General features: G+C 68.1%; 15 protein-coding genes. 11 read left to right on the forward strand and 4 right to left on the reverse strand.

Annotated features, from left to right (window positions below):
* Window positions 1-15: 15 nt before the first annotated feature.
* Complete coding sequence (locus tag ACJH71_RS13915) at window positions 16-546, forward strand: hypothetical protein (RefSeq protein WP_406758590.1); 531 nt, start codon at window positions 16-18, stop codon at window positions 544-546.
* A 17-nt stretch (window positions 547-563) separates the two neighbouring features.
* Here ACJH71_RS13915 and ACJH71_RS13920 read toward each other — a convergent pair whose 3' ends face one another.
* From ACJH71_RS13920 to hisN, 3 genes are all read right to left on the reverse strand, one after another.
* Window positions 564-2,099, reverse strand: coding sequence for an FGGY-family carbohydrate kinase (locus tag ACJH71_RS13920; protein WP_406758591.1), 1,536 nt, complete (start codon window positions 2,097-2,099; stop codon window positions 564-566).
* The gene (locus ACJH71_RS13925; protein WP_406758592.1) at window positions 2,096-3,490 is read right to left on the reverse strand and encodes a pyridoxal phosphate-dependent decarboxylase family protein; all 1,395 of its coding nucleotides are present in this window, start codon (window positions 3,488-3,490) and stop codon (window positions 2,096-2,098) included. The genes ACJH71_RS13920 and ACJH71_RS13925 overlap by 4 nt, the downstream gene beginning before the upstream one ends.
* A gap of 367 nt (window positions 3,491-3,857) precedes the next feature.
* Window positions 3,858-4,652: a histidinol-phosphatase gene (gene hisN, locus ACJH71_RS13930; protein WP_406758642.1), complete on the reverse strand. Its 795-nt coding sequence runs from the start codon at window positions 4,650-4,652 to the stop codon at window positions 3,858-3,860.
* Between the two features lie 216 nt (window positions 4,653-4,868).
* Here hisN and ACJH71_RS13935 point away from each other — a divergent pair, with 216 nt between their 5' ends.
* From ACJH71_RS13935 to ACJH71_RS13965, 7 genes are all read left to right on the forward strand, one after another.
* Window positions 4,869-6,281 (forward strand): ethanolamine ammonia-lyase subunit EutB, encoded by a 1,413-nt coding sequence (locus tag ACJH71_RS13935; protein WP_406758593.1) that lies wholly within the window; start codon window positions 4,869-4,871, stop codon window positions 6,279-6,281.
* Entirely contained in the window at window positions 6,278-7,201 is a 924-nt protein-coding gene (gene eutC, locus ACJH71_RS13940; RefSeq protein WP_406758594.1) for an ethanolamine ammonia-lyase subunit EutC, read from the forward strand. Before ACJH71_RS13935 ends, eutC begins: the two co-directional genes overlap by 4 nt.
* Window positions 7,202-7,431: 230 nt before the next feature.
* Window positions 7,432-8,427, forward strand: coding sequence for a LysR substrate-binding domain-containing protein (locus tag ACJH71_RS13945; protein ID WP_406758643.1), 996 nt, complete (start codon window positions 7,432-7,434; stop codon window positions 8,425-8,427).
* Window positions 8,428-8,471: 44 nt separating this feature from the next.
* Window positions 8,472-9,515 carry a heat-inducible transcriptional repressor HrcA gene (gene hrcA / locus ACJH71_RS13950; RefSeq protein ID WP_406758595.1) on the forward strand — a complete coding sequence of 348 codons (1,044 nt, stop codon included), beginning with the start codon at window positions 8,472-8,474 and terminating at the stop codon, window positions 9,513-9,515.
* Window positions 9,516-9,548: 33 nt separating this feature from the next.
* Window positions 9,549-10,700: a molecular chaperone DnaJ gene (gene dnaJ / locus ACJH71_RS13955; protein WP_406758596.1), complete on the forward strand. Its 1,152-nt coding sequence runs from the start codon at window positions 9,549-9,551 to the stop codon at window positions 10,698-10,700.
* 7 nt (window positions 10,701-10,707) lie between these two features.
* The gene (locus tag ACJH71_RS13960; RefSeq protein ID WP_406758597.1) at window positions 10,708-11,457 is read left to right on the forward strand and encodes a 16S rRNA (uracil(1498)-N(3))-methyltransferase; all 750 of its coding nucleotides are present in this window, start codon (window positions 10,708-10,710) and stop codon (window positions 11,455-11,457) included.
* Window positions 11,450-12,130, forward strand: a complete 681-nt coding sequence (locus ACJH71_RS13965; protein ID WP_406758598.1) for a helix-turn-helix domain-containing protein — start codon at window positions 11,450-11,452, stop codon at window positions 12,128-12,130. Before ACJH71_RS13960 ends, ACJH71_RS13965 begins: the two co-directional genes overlap by 8 nt.
* Here the strand turns inward: ACJH71_RS13965 and ACJH71_RS13970 are convergent, their stop codons facing one another.
* Window positions 12,131-12,790 (reverse strand): class I SAM-dependent methyltransferase, encoded by a 660-nt coding sequence (locus ACJH71_RS13970; protein ID WP_406758599.1) that lies wholly within the window; start codon window positions 12,788-12,790, stop codon window positions 12,131-12,133.
* 138 nt (window positions 12,791-12,928) lie between these two features.
* Here ACJH71_RS13970 and ACJH71_RS13975 point away from each other — a divergent pair, with 138 nt between their 5' ends.
* Genes ACJH71_RS13975 through ACJH71_RS13985 form a run of 3 tightly spaced genes read left to right on the forward strand, consistent with a single transcriptional unit; the run spans window position 12,929 to window position 15,809 of the window.
* Complete coding sequence (locus ACJH71_RS13975; RefSeq protein ID WP_406758600.1) at window positions 12,929-13,981, forward strand: PhoH family protein; 1,053 nt, start codon at window positions 12,929-12,931, stop codon at window positions 13,979-13,981.
* The gene (ybeY, locus tag ACJH71_RS13980) at window positions 13,978-14,514 is read left to right on the forward strand and encodes an rRNA maturation RNase YbeY (protein ID WP_406758601.1); all 537 of its coding nucleotides are present in this window, start codon (window positions 13,978-13,980) and stop codon (window positions 14,512-14,514) included. The genes ACJH71_RS13975 and ybeY overlap by 4 nt, the downstream gene beginning before the upstream one ends.
* Complete coding sequence (locus ACJH71_RS13985) at window positions 14,511-15,809, forward strand: hemolysin family protein (protein ID WP_406758602.1); 1,299 nt, start codon at window positions 14,511-14,513, stop codon at window positions 15,807-15,809. The genes ybeY and ACJH71_RS13985 overlap by 4 nt, the downstream gene beginning before the upstream one ends.
* The last annotated feature ends 71 nt before the right edge of the window (window positions 15,810-15,880 follow it).

Below are 15,880 nucleotides of genomic sequence, written 5' to 3' on the forward strand. Positions count from 1 at the left end.
TTCGGAGGGGGAACCGTGACTGGAAGACTTCTACTGATCGGCGCTTCGGCGCTGGCTGTGATCGGGGTGTCCGGGTTGTTCGGCGGAGGTGTGGCTTCCGCTGAGCCGGCCGCACCGCAGGACTCCGTGGCCGGTGCGCCCATCCCGCTGGAGCCCGCGCCGCCAGTACCGGCCCCCGCCCCGGCGCCGTCCGGCGTGCCGCTGCCCACGACCGGTGAGGTGTCGGGCATGCTGACCAGGCTCAGCGACGCCGGCATCGGCTACAAGGAGAAGGCCGATCTGGTCGAGAACGGCATCACGCAGCACGAGGGGCACGGCCTCGACAGCGAGCTGCGCAGGGCCTACCGCGACGGAGAACTGCCCTACAACTTCGACGTGATCAATGTGGTGCAGACCGGCGAGGGCCAGGGGCTGGCCAACGTCACCGTCTCGGGCCCCAAGATGCCTGCGCCGCAGACCGTCCCGCTGCAGCTCGTCGACCAGGGTCGTTGGGTGCTTTCGCACGACTCGGCCACCCAGCTGATGCAGATCATGGCGGCCCACTAGCCCGCAGAACGGGTCGGTCAGCGGTTGAGGCGGCCGAACATGCCCTTTTGGGCCTTGTAGAGCCGGGGGAATTCGGCGAAGAGCCGGTCGTACACCTCGTGATTGGCGGCTACCGGCTCGAATACGCCGTCGAGCGGGATCAGATCGCGTAGCTCGTCGCGGTGCACGTAGCCCATTCCGATCCCAGCGAACAGCGCCGCGCCCCGCAACTGCGCATTCAGCGGATCGGCCACCCGCTCGCAGGTACGGCCGGTGACGTCGGCGATGATCTGGCACCACAGGTCCGAGCGCGCACCGCCGCCCACGATCCGGATCGGTCCGCCGTTGGGGGTGAACCGATTCACGCACTCGAGCAGCCAGCGGCTGTTGTAGGCGACCCCCTCGAGCACCGCGCGCACCAGATCGGCGCGGGTGGTGGCCAGTGACAGGTTGTGGAACCCGCCGCGGGCACGGCGGTCGTCAACGGGGGAGTGCTCGCCTTTGAGCCAAGGCGTGAAGATCACCCCGTTCGAGCCGGCCGGTGCGCCCGCCGCCAGCGCGGTCAGCGCGTCGTAGTCCAGATCGTCGAACATGGTGTCGCGCAACCATTGCAGTGCGCGGCCGGCGGTGTCCTGGTTGTTGACCAGCAGATAGGACGTCGGGTCGAGGCCCGCGACGGTGGCCAGCTGGTGGAACGCATCGGTCTTCTTGAACGCCACCGGACAGCTGATCCACGACGTGGTGGAAATGGTCAGATGCAGCTCACCTTGGCGCACCGCACCGGAACCCACTGCAGCAGCGTGCAGGTCTGGGGTGCCGGTGACCACCTGGGCCGCAGGCGATATGCCGAGTTCGGCGGCGACCGACGGAGCCACCGGGCCGATGATGGAGCCGGTCGGCACCAGCGGGGGCAGTTTCGCCCGGTCGACACCGGCTAGGCGCACCAGCACATCGTCGTAGTCGAGCACGTCCAGATTGCGGTTGTTGGTGAGCCAGCTGCCCATCATCGAGGCCCGCGATGCCGCCGCTCGTCCGGTGAAACGCATGCCGAGGTAGTCGACCGGCTCCAGCAGCCAGCGGGTGGCCGCGAAGACCGCAGGGTCGCCGTGCTGCAGGTGCAGCATGTGCCCGACCGGGTCGTCGCCGCTGGGCGAGGGGATGCCGCCGTTGCGACGGAGCCAGCTGAGCAGGACCCGTGGTCGGTAGCCGGCTACCCGACCGCCGAATACCTTGCGGCTGTACGGCGCACCGCGGGTGTCCATCCACATCACGCACGGACCCACCGGACGTCCCTCGGCGTCGACCGGGATGGTGCTGGCCCACTGCCCGGTGATCGACACCCCGGCTACCCGCTCACCGCGTATCCCGCTCTCGGCCAGCCCGCGTTTGGTGGCGTCGCGGATGATCTCCCACCACAGGCCCGCGTCTTGGGTGGCGGCACCGCCCGGGCCGTATTCGGTCGAGACGGCAGTGAGGTCCGACCACAGCACGGCGCCGTCCAACGACACGAAACCGACTTTAGGGCCGCCAGTGCCAAGGTCAACGGCCAGAACGACGCGGTCCGAACTGGTCATACGGGCGGCAGCGACTGCTGGGTGTCGAGGATGTGTTCCATGAACCCTTCGATGAAATGAGCCGCCTCATCGGTCATCCCGCCGGGGACACCGCCATAGACCGCAGCGCTGACCGGCGCCTCGCCCGCAGCGGTCTTCTTCTTGGCGTACTCGACCGCGTCGTCGAGGTCGGCGGCGAATGCCTCCGCCACGCCGGGCTGGGTCTGGGGCCGGGTGACGGCCATGTGGATGGAGTTGGGGTACTGCTGGCCGTTGAAGCGCCAGCCCTTGGGCTTCATCGCGTCAGCGACGTGGTAGATGTCGAATTCGTCGGAGCGGAAGCTGAAGCAGAACGTTGGTGAGCCCAGGATCATCAGCTCGGGGTGGCTGCGCACGGCATCCTGCATGGCCGATGCCGTCTCGAGGATCGCCTTGGCGTAGGCCCGGTAGCCTTCCCTGCCCAGCTGCACCATCGACGCCCACGCGGCGGCGATCAGCCCACCCGAGCGGGAGCCCTCGATTCCCGGCGAGTGGTATTTGCCGCCGGACCACTCCGGCAGGTAGAAGTATTGCGCGTTGCGGTAGGCCTTGTCGCGAAACAGCAGGGTGGAGGCGCCCTTCAACGAGTAGCCGTACTTGTGGTTGTCCGCGGAGATACTGGTGACCCCGGGAACCCGGAAATCGAACAGCGGGACGTCATAGCCCAGCTCCTGGGCGAAGGGCAGGACGAACCCGCCCAGACAGCCATCGACGTGCAGGCCCACTCCGTGCTGCAGGGCGAGCTGCCCCAGTTCAGGAATCGGGTCGACGGTGCCGTAGCCGTAGTTGCAGGCCGAGCCCATGATCGCGATGGTGTTCTCGTCGATGTTGTTGGCCACCCAGTCGACGTCCACCTGGGTGGTCTGCGGATCGATGGGCGCCCTGCGCATCTCGATGCCGAACAGATGGCAGCCCTTGTCGAAGGCCGGGTGACCGGTTTCGGGCTTGATGAAATTCGGCCGGGTGATGCCCCGGTGCTTGGCGGCGTGCTCGCGGTAGGCCAGCAGTGCGTGGATGATGCTGCCGGTGCCGCCGGTGGTGACCATGCCGACCGGTTCGGTGTCGGTGATGGCCTCGGCGTGCATCAGATCCAGTGCCATCGCGATGATTTCGCCCTCGAACTTGGTCGCCGACGGGCATATGTCGCGCTGCAGCACGTTCACATGGGCGAACAGTCCGAACGCCTCATCGAGAAAGCGGTAGTGCTCGTGGTCACCGCAGTACATGGTCCCGGACACCTTGCCGGTTTCCCAGGTGGGGTCCTCAGCCTGCGCCATCTCACGCAACTCCGCGAGCACTTCGTCACGCGGCCGGCCCTGTTCGGGCAGCGTGCGGTTGACGGTGAAGCGGTCCGTGTAGGGAAAGTCGGACATGGTGAGAGCAGATCCTCCATCTTGAGGACCCCCGGGTCACAAACCCCGAGGGATCATCGTCTTGTTGTTCGCACGCGCAATAGCAGAGCTAACCACGGGTGGCCGACGCGGCGTCACATCACGTGCCGCCCGCCCCCGTCGGTATCACGCCGACCGTCCCACCGCGGGCCCGCAGTGAATTGCCTGAATTCATGATCTCCTGCGTGTCCGAATGCCGGCTGCGGATGGGTAGCAAGAATTGCCATGATATTTGTTCAATGGCCGTGGGCCGATAATCTCAAATCGCGTGCGAGAATTCCAACACCAAAAACGGCAACATTGACATGATTTTGTTGTTAATCGGGTGTTGGTTGGGGAATGCGCGATGCTAGGCCACGCCCAGGCTGTCCAGCACCGCTGAGTGCAGCAGGGCGTTGGTAGCCACCGCGCTGCCGCCGTGCGGGCCGGCGGTGCCGCTGAGGTCGGTGAACGTGCCACCCGCCTCACGGACCAGGATGTCCAGGGCCGCCATATCCCACAGTGACAACGAGGGCTCGACAACGATGTCGACCGCGCCCTCGGCGAGCAGGCAATGGGCCCAGAAATCGCCGTAACTGCGCGTTCGCCACACGGTGTCGGTCAGATCCAGGAAGCGCTGACGCAGTCCGAGGTGCGCCCACTGCTTGAGTCCGGCGAACGACAGGCTCGCCGAGCCCAGGTCTGCCACCGCGGAGACCGATAGTCGCCTCGGCGCCGCCCCGCCGACCGCGGCAAATGCGCCCAGGCCATCGCCGGCCCACCACCGCCTGCCCAGCGCGGGGGCGCTGATCGCACCGACGCGCGGCACGCCGTCGTCGAGCAGGGCGATCAACGTGGCCCACACCGGCACCCCGCGCACGAAGTTCTTGGTGCCGTCGATCGGATCGATGACCCACTGGCGGCCGCTGAAGATCGCACTGCCGCCGAACTCCTCGCCCAGCACGTCGTCGTCGGGCCGATCGCGTGCCAGGACGTCACGCAGCGCGACCTCCACCGCGCGGTCGGCGTCGGTGACCGGAGTGAGGTCCGGCTTTGTGTCGATCCGCAGGTCCAGTGCGCCGAACCGGTCCATCGTCATGGCGTCGGCCACGTCCGCCAGGCTCAGCGCCAGGGTCAGATCGTCATTGATGGATTCCGCTGCAATTCCCACAAACGGGGGACAGTACCACCGAGTTGAGGTTTTCCGTGTTCGCCGGCGAAATGACCGAATTAGGGAATCGCGTCGCCGGTATGGAAAAATGGGGGGCGCGAGTTGTTTTTCTTCGCCCGACTCAAATCGGCATAACGGCAATTCCTTGCCGCACCTGGGTGCCGCCGTCGATGCGATCAGGGAATCCCGGCTGAGGGGAAGGGGCCTGCGATGACCACGTACACGCAGACGCTGGCCGGCACCACCTACCGGTTCGACGGGCTGATTGACCTCCTGGCCAAGGCCACCCCGCGCCGGTCCGGCGACGAACTGGCCGGCTGCGCCGCCGCCAGCGACGCCGAACGAGCCGCGGCGCAATGGGCGCTGGCCGACGTCGAGCTGGACACTTTCCTGCATGACCTGGCGTTGCCCTACGAGACCGACGAGGTCACCCGGCTGATCATCGATCGCCACGACCGCGAGAGCTACCGGGCGGTGTCCCATCTGACCGTCGGTGGTCTGCGGGACTGGCTGCTGGAGGTGGCGGCGACGCCGACAGCGGCCGACACCCTGCGTCGAGTCGGGCCCGGGCTGACTCCCGAAATGGTGGCCGCGGTCAGCAAACTTATGCGGAACCAGGACCTGATCGCGGTGGCGCGATCGGTACGGGTCACCAGCGCGTTTCGCACCACGCTGGGATTGCCGGGCCGCCTGGCCACCCGGCTGCAGCCCAACCATCCGACCGACGATCCCCGGGGTGTCGCCGCGGCCACGCTCGATGGGTTGCTGCACGGATGCGGCGATGCGGTGATCGGCATCAACCCGGCCACCGACTCGCCGCAGGCCACCGCCGACCTGCTCTACCTGCTCGACGACATCCGGCTGCGCTACCAGATCCCGACGCAGTCCTGCGTGCTCTCGCACGTGACCACGACCATTGAGCTGATCGAGCGGGGCGTCCCGGTGGATCTGGTGTTCCAGTCGATCGCCGGCACCGAGGGCGCCAACCGCAGCTTCGGTGTGAGCCTCGATCTGCTGCGTACCGCCAACGAGGCCGGGCGGTCGCTGCAGCGCGGGACCGTCGGGGACAACGTCATGTATTTCGAGACCGGCCAGGGTTCGGCGCTGAGCGCGCACGCCCACCTGGGCAGCGGTGGCCGGCCGGTCGATCAGCAGACCCTGGAGACCCGGGCCTACGCGGTGGCCCGCGAATTCTCACCGCTGCTGGTCAACACCGTGGTCGGGTTCATCGGACCCGAATACCTCTACGACGGCAAACAGATCGCTCGGGCCGGGCTCGAGGACCACTTCTGCGGCAAGCTGCTCGGGCTGCCGATGGGGGTGGACGTCTGCTACACCAACCACGCCGAAGCCGATCAGGACGACGTGGACACCCTGCTCACGCTGCTCGGCGTCGCCGGGTGCAACTTCGTCATCACCGTCCCCGGAGCCGACGACGTGATGCTGGGCTACCAGAGCATGTCCTTTCACGACGCGCTCTATGCGCGACGAGTGTTGGGCCTGCGCCCCGCGCCCGAGTTCGAGACCTGGCTACAGGGGATCGGTATCGCCGATGAGTCCGGCCGGGTGCTGCCCAGTGCGGTGGAGCGCTCGCCGTTGCGGTCGCTGGCGGCACCGGCATGAGCGCCTTGCATTCGAAGCCGCCGGGTTCTTGCGGCGGTCCCAGCTTCGGCTCTCCTTCGTCGAGCCTCGCTGAACCGCCGGGTTCTTGCGGCGGTTCCAGCTGCGCCTCTCCTTCGTCGAGCCTCGCTAAACCGACTGAGTCGCAGGACCTCTGGCAGGACCTGCGCCGCCACACCCAGGCGCGGATCGGGCTCGGGCGTTCCGGCGACGCCCAGCCGACCCGCAGCGTGCTGGAGTTCCGGGCGGCGCACGCCCTGGCCCGCGATGCGGTGCGCCAACCATTCGACGTCGGGCGGCTGGCCCAGAGGGTGGCCGGCGTAGGGCTCGGCGAGCCCGTGGCGGTGACCAGTCGAGCGAGCAGTCGCGAGGAGTATCTGCGGCGCCCCGACCTTGGTCGCCTGCCCGATGATTTGACTGAAATCCCATGCAGTACAGCGCAGGTGGGCTTCGTGCTGTGCGACGGACTGTCCCCGGCGGCGCTGACCGAACACGGTGTTGCGTTACTGCGCGCGCTGACCGATGTGGTGGGTGCTCACCGCACTATCGCCGCACCGGTGATCGCCACCGGGGCCCGGGTAGGGCTCGGCGACCATATCGGCCAGGCGATGGGCGTGCAGACCGTGGTGGTGCTGATCGGTGAGCGACCGGGATTGTCGGTGGCCAGCAGCCTCGGGCTGTATCTGACACACCAGCCGCGGCCGGGACGCACCGACGCCGAACGCAACTGCGTGTCCAACGTGCATCCTCCGGACGGTCTGGGCTACCTCGAGGCGGCCCGCGTCGTCGACGCCCTGATCACCGGTGCGCGCAGACTCGGTCGATCAGGAGTCGACTTGAAAGCCACCTCGGTGGCTGCGCTCGACGGGCCAGGTTCATGCGGCGATCCCGGCTTCGCCTCGCCTCCGGCGAGCCTCGTTTAACCGCTGCGGCTCGATCGAACCGGTCTCGACGGGCTGTTCTGTACTGACACGCTTGCTGGAGTCATTACGGCGCCCCGCTTCGCCGGCTCCGACGCGCTTGCAATGGCCTGCAGGAGTGTCGAACGACTGGCTGCGGTGGGGTAGTCGGGGTAGCAGGGCGATTTGGACCTTGAAGTCTTCGTGTTGACGTGGCAGCTGGGCCGTGTCGTCACCAGGTACCGGCGTTGTCGGTGGGCCGTGGAAACCAAACCAACAAAGTTGTTCGACACGCTTTAAGATCGGGCACCATAGACATCAACACGCGAAAGTTGCGCCACTTCGTGGTGGCTGCTGAAGAACTGCACTTCAGTCGGGCGGCAGCGCGTGTCTTCCTGGCGCAGCAGGCACTGAGCCGCCAAATCAAAGAACTCGAAGACGAACTCGGCGTCAAGCTGTTCGAACGGACCACCCGCAACGTGGCGCTCACGCCCGCCGGCGAGGTCTTCCTGGAGGGAGCGCGCACCGTCTTGGCCGCACTGGACGGTGTGGCCGCCGCCGCCCAACAGGCAGCGCGCGGGGTGGTGGGCACGCTGCGGCTGGGCTACGTACCGGGCGCCGCGCTCGAACTGACCGCACCGATCCTCGCCGAGTTCCGGGAACGTCACCCCGAAGTCACCATCGAGATGCGGGAATTTCAGGTCAGCGATCCGTCGGCCGGGTTGGCGTCGCGGGCCACCGATGTGGCATTCCTGCGGCTGCCGCAGAGCACGCCGAACATCAGCACCGAGATCCTGGCAGTCGATCCCGTCGTCGCGATGGTGTCGACCTCGCACCGGCACGCCAGACGGAAGTCGGTGTCGGTGCGGGACCTTCTCGACGACCCGATCACCCAGTCGTCCAGCGTCGACCAGGCCCATCACGCGTTCTGGAGCCTGGCTGCGGCGCGGACCGCTGCGACGAAGGTGCACGTGGTGCGCTCCGATTCGATCACCGAGGAGGCGCAGGTGGTGGCCGCCGGAGCGGCCATCGCCATCACCGGTGCGGCGGCCGCGCACTTCATGCCGTTGAGCGGGGTCCGGTTCCTGCCGATCGACGACTGGCCCGGCTCGGCCATCGCGGTGGGCTGGACCGACGGCGAGCCGTCGCCGCTGGTCTCCCGCTTCGTCGACGTCGCCTGTTTGGTGCGGGACAGGGAGCGGGACATCGTGCACGGCATCGAGCACCGGCTGTTGGCGGGTTCACCGTAAAATCGAGGACGGCCGTAGCTGTTCGAAGCAGGAGGTGAGCACCCGTGGGCGTGGCTGATGATCGCCGCCTCGAGGTACTGCGTGCCATCGTCGCGGACTTCGTTGCCACCAAGGAGCCGATCGGCTCCAAAGCCCTGGTCGAACGGCACAACCTGGGGGTTTCGCCGGCCACCGTCCGCAACGACATGGCCGTGCTGGAGGCCGAGGGGTACATCGCCCAACCGCACACCAGTTCCGGGCGGGTGCCCACCGAGAAGGGCTACCGGGAGTTCGTCGACCGGATCGACGACGTCAAGCCGCTGTCGGCCGCGGAGCGCCGGGCGATTCTGTCCTTCCTGGATTCCGGTGTCGATCTCGATGACGTGCTCCGCCGCGCGGTGCGCACCCTGGCGCAGCTGACCCGCCAGGTGGCCGTCGTGCAGTACCCGACCCTGTCGGTGTCGACGGTGCGCCACCTCGAGGTGATCGCGCTGACCCCGGCGCGGCTGCTGCTGGTGGTCATCACCGACTCCGGCCGGGTCGATCAGCGCATTGTCGAACTGGGCGAACCGATCGACGAGCATCAGCTCAGCCAGCTGCGGGAGCTGCTCGGCGCCGCGCTGGAGGGCAAGCGGATCTCGGCAGCCTCCACCGCGGTCGCCGAACTCGCCGGGCACCTCGACGGGCGCAGCGGGCTGTCGCCCGGCCTGGCCAACGCGGTGGGTCGCTCGGCGACCGTGCTGCTGGAATCGTTGGTCGAGCACCGCGAGGAGCGCCTGCTGCTCGGCGGCACGGCCAACCTGACCCGCAACGCCGCCGACTTCGGCAGTTCACTGCGGTCGGTGCTGGAAGTTCTCGAAGAGCAGGTTGTGGTGCTGCGGCTGCTCGCCGTGCAGCAGGAAGCCGGTAAAGTCACGGTGCGCATCGGTCACGAGACCGAGGCTGAGGAGATGGCCGGCGCCTCGATGGTGTCCACCGCTTACGGGTCGCTGGGCACCGTCTACGGGGGCATGGGGGTGCTGGGTCCCACCCGGATGGACTATCCGGGAACGATCGCCAGTGTTGCAGCTGTTGCTATGTACATCGGTGAAGTGCTCGGGGCTCGCTAATCTCCGGCTGGCAGAAGTTGGGAAGGGCTAGGCGTGGCACGCGACTATTACGGCTTGTTGGGCGTCGATAAGGACGCGACCGACACCGAGCTCAAGCGCGCCTATCGCAAGCTGGCGCGCACCTACCACCCCGACGTCAACCCCGACGAGGCGGCGCAGGCCAAGTTCAAGGAGATCAGCGCCGCCTACGAGGTGCTGTCCGACCCGGAGAAGCGCCGCGTCGTCGATCTCGGCGGCGACCCGTTGGAGAGCGGCGGCGGCGGTAACGGCTTCGGTGGCGGTTTCGGTGGCGGTTTTGGGGGCCTCGGGGACGTGTTCGAAGCGTTCTTCGGCGGCGGGGCAGCTTCGCGCGGCCCGATCGGACGGGTCCGGCCGGGTTCGGACTCGTTGCTGCGCATGCGCCTGGACCTCACCGAGTGCGCAACCGGGGTGACCAAGCGCGTCACGGTCGACACCGCGGTGCTGTGCGACCGCTGCCAAGGCCGCGGAACCCACGCTGACTCGCGCCCCATGACGTGTGACACCTGCCATGGCCGCGGCGAGGTGCAGAGCATGCAGCGCTCGCTGCTGGGCCAGGTCATGACCTCGCGGCCCTGCCCCACCTGCCGCGGCGTCGGAGAGGTGATTCCGGACCCGTGCCACCAGTGCGGTGGCGACGGCCGGGTGCGCTCGCGCCGTGAGATCAGCGTCAAGATCCCGGCTGGAGTCGGCGACGGCATGCGCGTGCGGCTGGCGGCCCAGGGCGAGGTCGGCCCGGGTGGGGGACCGGCCGGTGACCTCTACGTCGAGGTGCACGAGCAGCCTCACGACATCTTCGCCCGCGACGCCGACGACCTGCACTGCCACATCTCGGTGCCGATGGTCGACGCGGCGCTGGGCACCACCGTGACCGTGGACGCGATCCTCGACGGTGCCACCGACATCACCATCCCGGCCGGCACCCAACCGGGGGCCACCATCGTGCTGCGCGGCCACGGCATGCCGCAGGTGCGGACCGGTGTGCGCGGTGACCTGCACGCTCACATCGAGGTGGTGGTTCCCGAGCGCCTCGACAGCCACGACACCGACCTGCTGCGCAAGTTCAAGCAGCACCGCGACCGCGAGATCGCCGAGGTCCGCTCGGCGCACACGCAGAACAGCGGCGGGCTGTTCAGCCGACTGCGCGAAACCTTCACCGGCCGCTGAGCCCGCGGTGGCAGGCCTGTTCTATGTCGACGCGCTGCCCGAGGTGGGTGCGCTGGCCGTGCTCGGTGGCGACGCCGGGTTCCATGCCGCGACGGTGCGCCGGATCCGGCCCGGTGAGCAGCTGACCCTCGGTGACGGCGCCGGGCTGGTGGCGCAATGCCAGGTCGAAGAGGTCGACCGCGGTGGGCTGCGGGCCCGGGTGCTGGAGCGTTCCCAGTTCGCGCCGCCGGCCCCACCGGTGACCGTGGTGCAGGCGCTGCCCAAATCCGAGCGTTCCGAGCTGGCGATCGAGCTGGCCACCGAGGCCGGCGCCGACGCTTTCATGGCGTGGCAGGCCGACCGGTGCGTGGCCCGCTGGGACGGCCCGCGAGCCGATAAGGGACTGCGGCGCTGGCAGGCGGTGGCCCGAGCGGCCGCCGGGCAATCCCGCCGGGCCCACATTCCGCCGGTGGATGGGGTGCTCAGCGACGCCGAGCTGGTGTCGTGGGTGCGCGACCAGGTGGCCGCCGGCACGACCGTGCTGATGCTGCACGACGCGGCCGGCGTCGCCTTGGCCGACGCGGTGGAGCCCACCGCCGCGGCATTGGCGCTGGTGGTGGGCCCCGAGGGCGGGATCACCGAGGCGGAGCGGACAGCGCTGACCGGCGCTGGTGCCGTCGCCACCCGGCTCGGTCCTGCTGTGCTGCGCACCTCGACCGCGGCGGCAGTCGCGCTGGGCGCGCTCGGGGTGCTGACGCCGCGCTGGGGGAGTGAATAGCCGGGCGGCCTCGGTGCCGTCGCTGAGCATCAGCGACGGCTACGCGGTGTATCGCGGCCCGGTGGGCGGCGGCGGCCCGATTCACCGTCACGGGGCCTTCCAGATCGTGGTGGCCGGGCGAGGCGAAGTGACGATGGTGGATCTCTCCGGCAGCTGCCATCAGGCCGCCGCACTGGTGGTGTCACCGATGGCGCCGCACCGCATCCTGGCCATCCGCGACCTGATCACCTACTTCATCGAGCCGCATTGCCTGTTCGCCGATCGGTTGCGGCAACGCTACGACGCCGGGATCGCCGCAGCCCCCGAGCTGGGCGAGCTGCGCGAGCCCGATGTCGCAGCCGCCTGCCGGGGCCAGTCGGAGGAGCTGGATCCGCGCCTGGTGTCGGCGCTGGCCCTACTGGCCGACAGCAACATCACGATGCCGAGCCTGGCTGCCGAGATTGGCCTCTCGCCGCAGCGCCTGCGCGCGCTGGCGCGCCGGGAACTGGGGATGCCGCTGGCCCGCTGGCGGGTCTGGTCGCGGCTGCGTCGCGCCGTCGAAGCCCTGCAGTCGGGCATGCCGTTGGCCGACGCCGCCATTGCCGCGGGGTTTGCCGATCAGGCCCACTTCACCCGCCAGATGCGGGAGATGATGGGCCTGACGCCGTCGGTGGTGCTGAACGCCCTCGTGTGATCACTGTTTGCGGGCGGTATAGATCGAGATCGTTCCGTTGATGGTGGCCACCACGTCGGCTTCGCGAACCTCGGTGAAGCCGGCGGCCGAAATCAGCTCCGGGAGAACACCATCGGCATTCGGTTGGGTATCGGTCTTGCCGTCGGCGAACTGGACGAACCGAAACGCCAGGCGCATCAGCGGCGTCCGTTGCAACCCGAAGTCGGCGATCACCAGCCGCCCGCCCGGCCGCAGCACCGCGAACATCGACGCGAGGATGGCGCGCTTGATGTCCATCGGACATTGGTGCAGTACCAGAGAAGACGTCACGCCGTCCATCGATTCCGCGCCCACCGATGCCACCAGGTCGTCGCCCATCCCGGTCAGCCAGCGGACCCGGCCGGCTGACTCGGACTCCGCATCCTTTTGCCGCGCCACCGCCAGGATCTCCGGATCGGGGTCCAGGCCCACGATGTTCGCCTGCGGCTCCACCCGAGCGGCCAGCAGCGCCAACGAACCGGTGCCGCAACCCACGTCGAGAATCGTGTCGCCGGGACGCGGCGCCAGGTGCATGACGGTCAGGCCTCGCCACAGCCGCTCGCGCGTCAGCGCCACCACGTAGTCGAAGAACCGGGCCGGCGCCAGGCGGCCCAGGGCAGGGGTGAAGGTTTCCTCGCTCATACCCGGCAGTTTCGCGCGCGCGGCACCGCCTCGTCTTGAACGAACCGCTCATCGGTGACGGTAGGCGGTAGACTCAAGCGTCCGACTCATCGTCGTACCCACGGCACAAACCCCCAGGAAGCAGGCATCGGAAACCCCGTGACGCCCCGCGATACCCCCGCTGCCGGGCCGGCCTCGCAGGTTCGCAGCAGCGTCGATATTCCACCCGACCTGGTCGTGGGCCTGCTGGGTTCCGCAGATGAGAACCTGCGCGCCATTGAACGCCTGCTCAGTGCCGACCTGCATGTGCGCGGCAATGCCGTCACCATCTCCGGAGCGCCGGCCGATGTCGCCCTGGCCGAACGGGTGCTCTCCGAGCTGGTGGCGATCGTGGCCGGCGGGCAGTCCCTGACGCCCGAAACGGTGCGGCACAGCGTCGGGATGTTGGTGGGCACCGGCAACGAATCACCCGCCGAAGTCCTCAGCCTCGACATCTTGTCGCGGCGCGGTAAGACCATCCGGCCCAAGACGCTCAACCAGAAGCGTTACGTCGACGCCATCGATGCGCACACCATCGTCTTCGGTATCGGGCCGGCCGGCACTGGCAAGACCTATCTGGCGATGGCCAAGGCGGTCAAAGCGCTGCAGACCAAACAGGTCACCCGCATCATCCTGACCCGGCCGGCGGTGGAAGCCGGTGAGCGGCTGGGGTTTTTGCCCGGCACCCTGAGCGAGAAGATCGACCCGTATCTGCGCCCGCTGTATGACGCGCTGCACGACATGATGGACCCGGAGCTGATCCCCAAGCTGATGAGTTCCGGTGTCATCGAGGTGGCGCCGCTGGCCTACATGCGCGGCCGGACCCTCAATGACGCGTTCATCATTCTCGACGAGGCGCAGAACACCACCGCCGAACAGATGAAGATGTTCCTGACCCGGCTGGGCTTCGGCGCCAAGATCGTGGTCACCGGTGACGTCACCCAGATCGACCTGCCCGGCGGGGCGAGATCCGGGTTGCGGGCCGCCGTGGACATCCTTGACGACATCGACGACATCTACGTCGCCGAGCTCACCAGCGTCGACGTCGTGCGGCACCGGTTGGTGTCGGAGATCGTCGACGCCTACGCCCGCCATGAATCCGAACAGGTCCAGCCGGGGCTGGCCATGAACCGAGCGTCGCGGCGCGCATCGCAAGGCAGGTCACGCCGATGAGCATTGAGGTCTCCAACGAATCCGGTCTCGACGTCTCCGAGGTCGAGCTGGTCAGCGTCGCCAAATTCGTGCTGGCCAAGATGGACGTCAATCCAGGGGCCGAGCTGTCGATGGTGCTGCTGGATACCGCCGCGATGGCCGACCTGCACATGCGCTGGATGGACCTGCCCGGGCCCACCGATGTCATGAGCTTCCCGATGGACGAGCTGGAGCCCGGCGGCCGCCCGGACGCTCCCGAGCCCGGGCCATCGATGCTCGGCGACATCGCATTGTGCCCGGAGTTCGCCGCCGAGCAGGCCGCGGCGGCCGGGCATTCCCTGGGCCAGGAGCTGGCGCTGCTCACCGTGCACGGCGTGTTACATCTGCTCGGCTACGACCACGCCGAGCCGGACGAAGAAAAAGAGATGTTCGCCCTGCAGCGCCGCCTGCTCGAGGAGTGGGTCGCCGACCAGGTGGAGACCTACCGGGCCGAGACCCAGAGCGAGAAGGACCGCCGACTCCTCGACAAGTCCAGGTATTTCGACGAATCGTGACCGGAACACCGCTGCTACTCGGCGTGATTGCGCTGATCGGTCTGGGTGGGTTGTTCGCGGCGATCGACGCCGCGGTCAGCACCGTCTCGCCGGCACGGGTGGAGGAACTGGTCCGGGCGAAACGGCCCGGTGCGGTCTGGTTGGTCAAGCTGATGGCCGAACGTCCTCGCTACATCAACCTGGTGGTGTTGTTGCGGATCACCTGCGAGGTCACCGCGACCGCGCTGCTGGTGTATCTGCTGAGCGCGGTGCTCGGCCTGGACTGGGGACTGTTCGCGGCCGCGGCGGCCATGGTGGTGGTCAGCTTCGTGGTGATCGGGGTGGGGCCGCGGACTCTGGGCCGGCAGAACGCCTATTCGATCGCGCTGGCCGCAGCGCTTCCGCTGCAAGTCTTGTCGGTGTTGCTGGCCCCGATCAGCCGCGTGCTGGTGGTGTTGGGTAACGCGCTGACCCCGGGGCGCGGGTTCCGCAACGGGCCGTTCGCCTCCGAGATCGAGCTGCGCGAAGTGGTCGACATGGCGCAGCAGCGCGGGGTGGTGGCGGCCGACGAGCGCCGGATGATCCAGTCGGTCTTCGAGCTCGCCGACACCCCGGCCCGCGAGGTGATGGTGCCGCGCACCGAGATGGTCTGGATCGAAAATGACAAGACCGCCGGGCAGGCCACGTCTTTGGCGGTGCGCAGCGGGCATTCCCGCATTCCGGTGATCGGCGAGAACGTCGACGACATCCTCGGTGTCGTCTACCTGAAAGACCTTGTCCAGCAAACCTATTACTCGGTCACCGGAGGGCGGGACACCACGGTGGCGCAGGTGATGCGCCCGGCGGTCTTCATGCCCGATTCCAAGGCGCTCAACGCGCTGCTGGAAGACATGCAGCGCAGTCGCTATCACATGGCCCTGCTGGTCGACGAATACGGCGCCATTGCGGGTCTGGTCACCATCGAGGACGTTCTGGAGGAGATCGTCGGCGAGATCGCCGACGAGTACGACCAGGGCGAAGTCGCCCCGGTGGAGGAGCTGGACGGCAACCGATTTCGGGTCTCGGCGCGGCTGCCGATCGAAGACGTCGGGGAGCTCTACGGGGTGGAGTTCGACTCCGGTCTCGACGTCGACACGGTCGGTGGGCTGCTCGCGCTGGAGCTGGGCCGCGTTCCGCTGCCGGGTGCCGAGGTAGTGTCACACGGCCTGCGCCTGCGGGCCGAAGGCAGCCGCGACAGCCGCGGGAGGGTGCGGATCGGCACGGTTCTGGTCAGCCCCGTCGAACCCACCGGCGAGGAGGCCGCAGTTGAGCAGTGACGCACACGTTGTGCGCGCGTCGAACGTGCGCCCAGCGCGACAACGCATCCGAAATCTCACGCTGAGAACAC

It is taken from the genome of Mycobacterium sp. SMC-15 (assembly GCF_045310925.1).
Lineage (GTDB): Bacteria > Actinomycetota > Actinomycetes > Mycobacteriales > Mycobacteriaceae > Mycobacterium.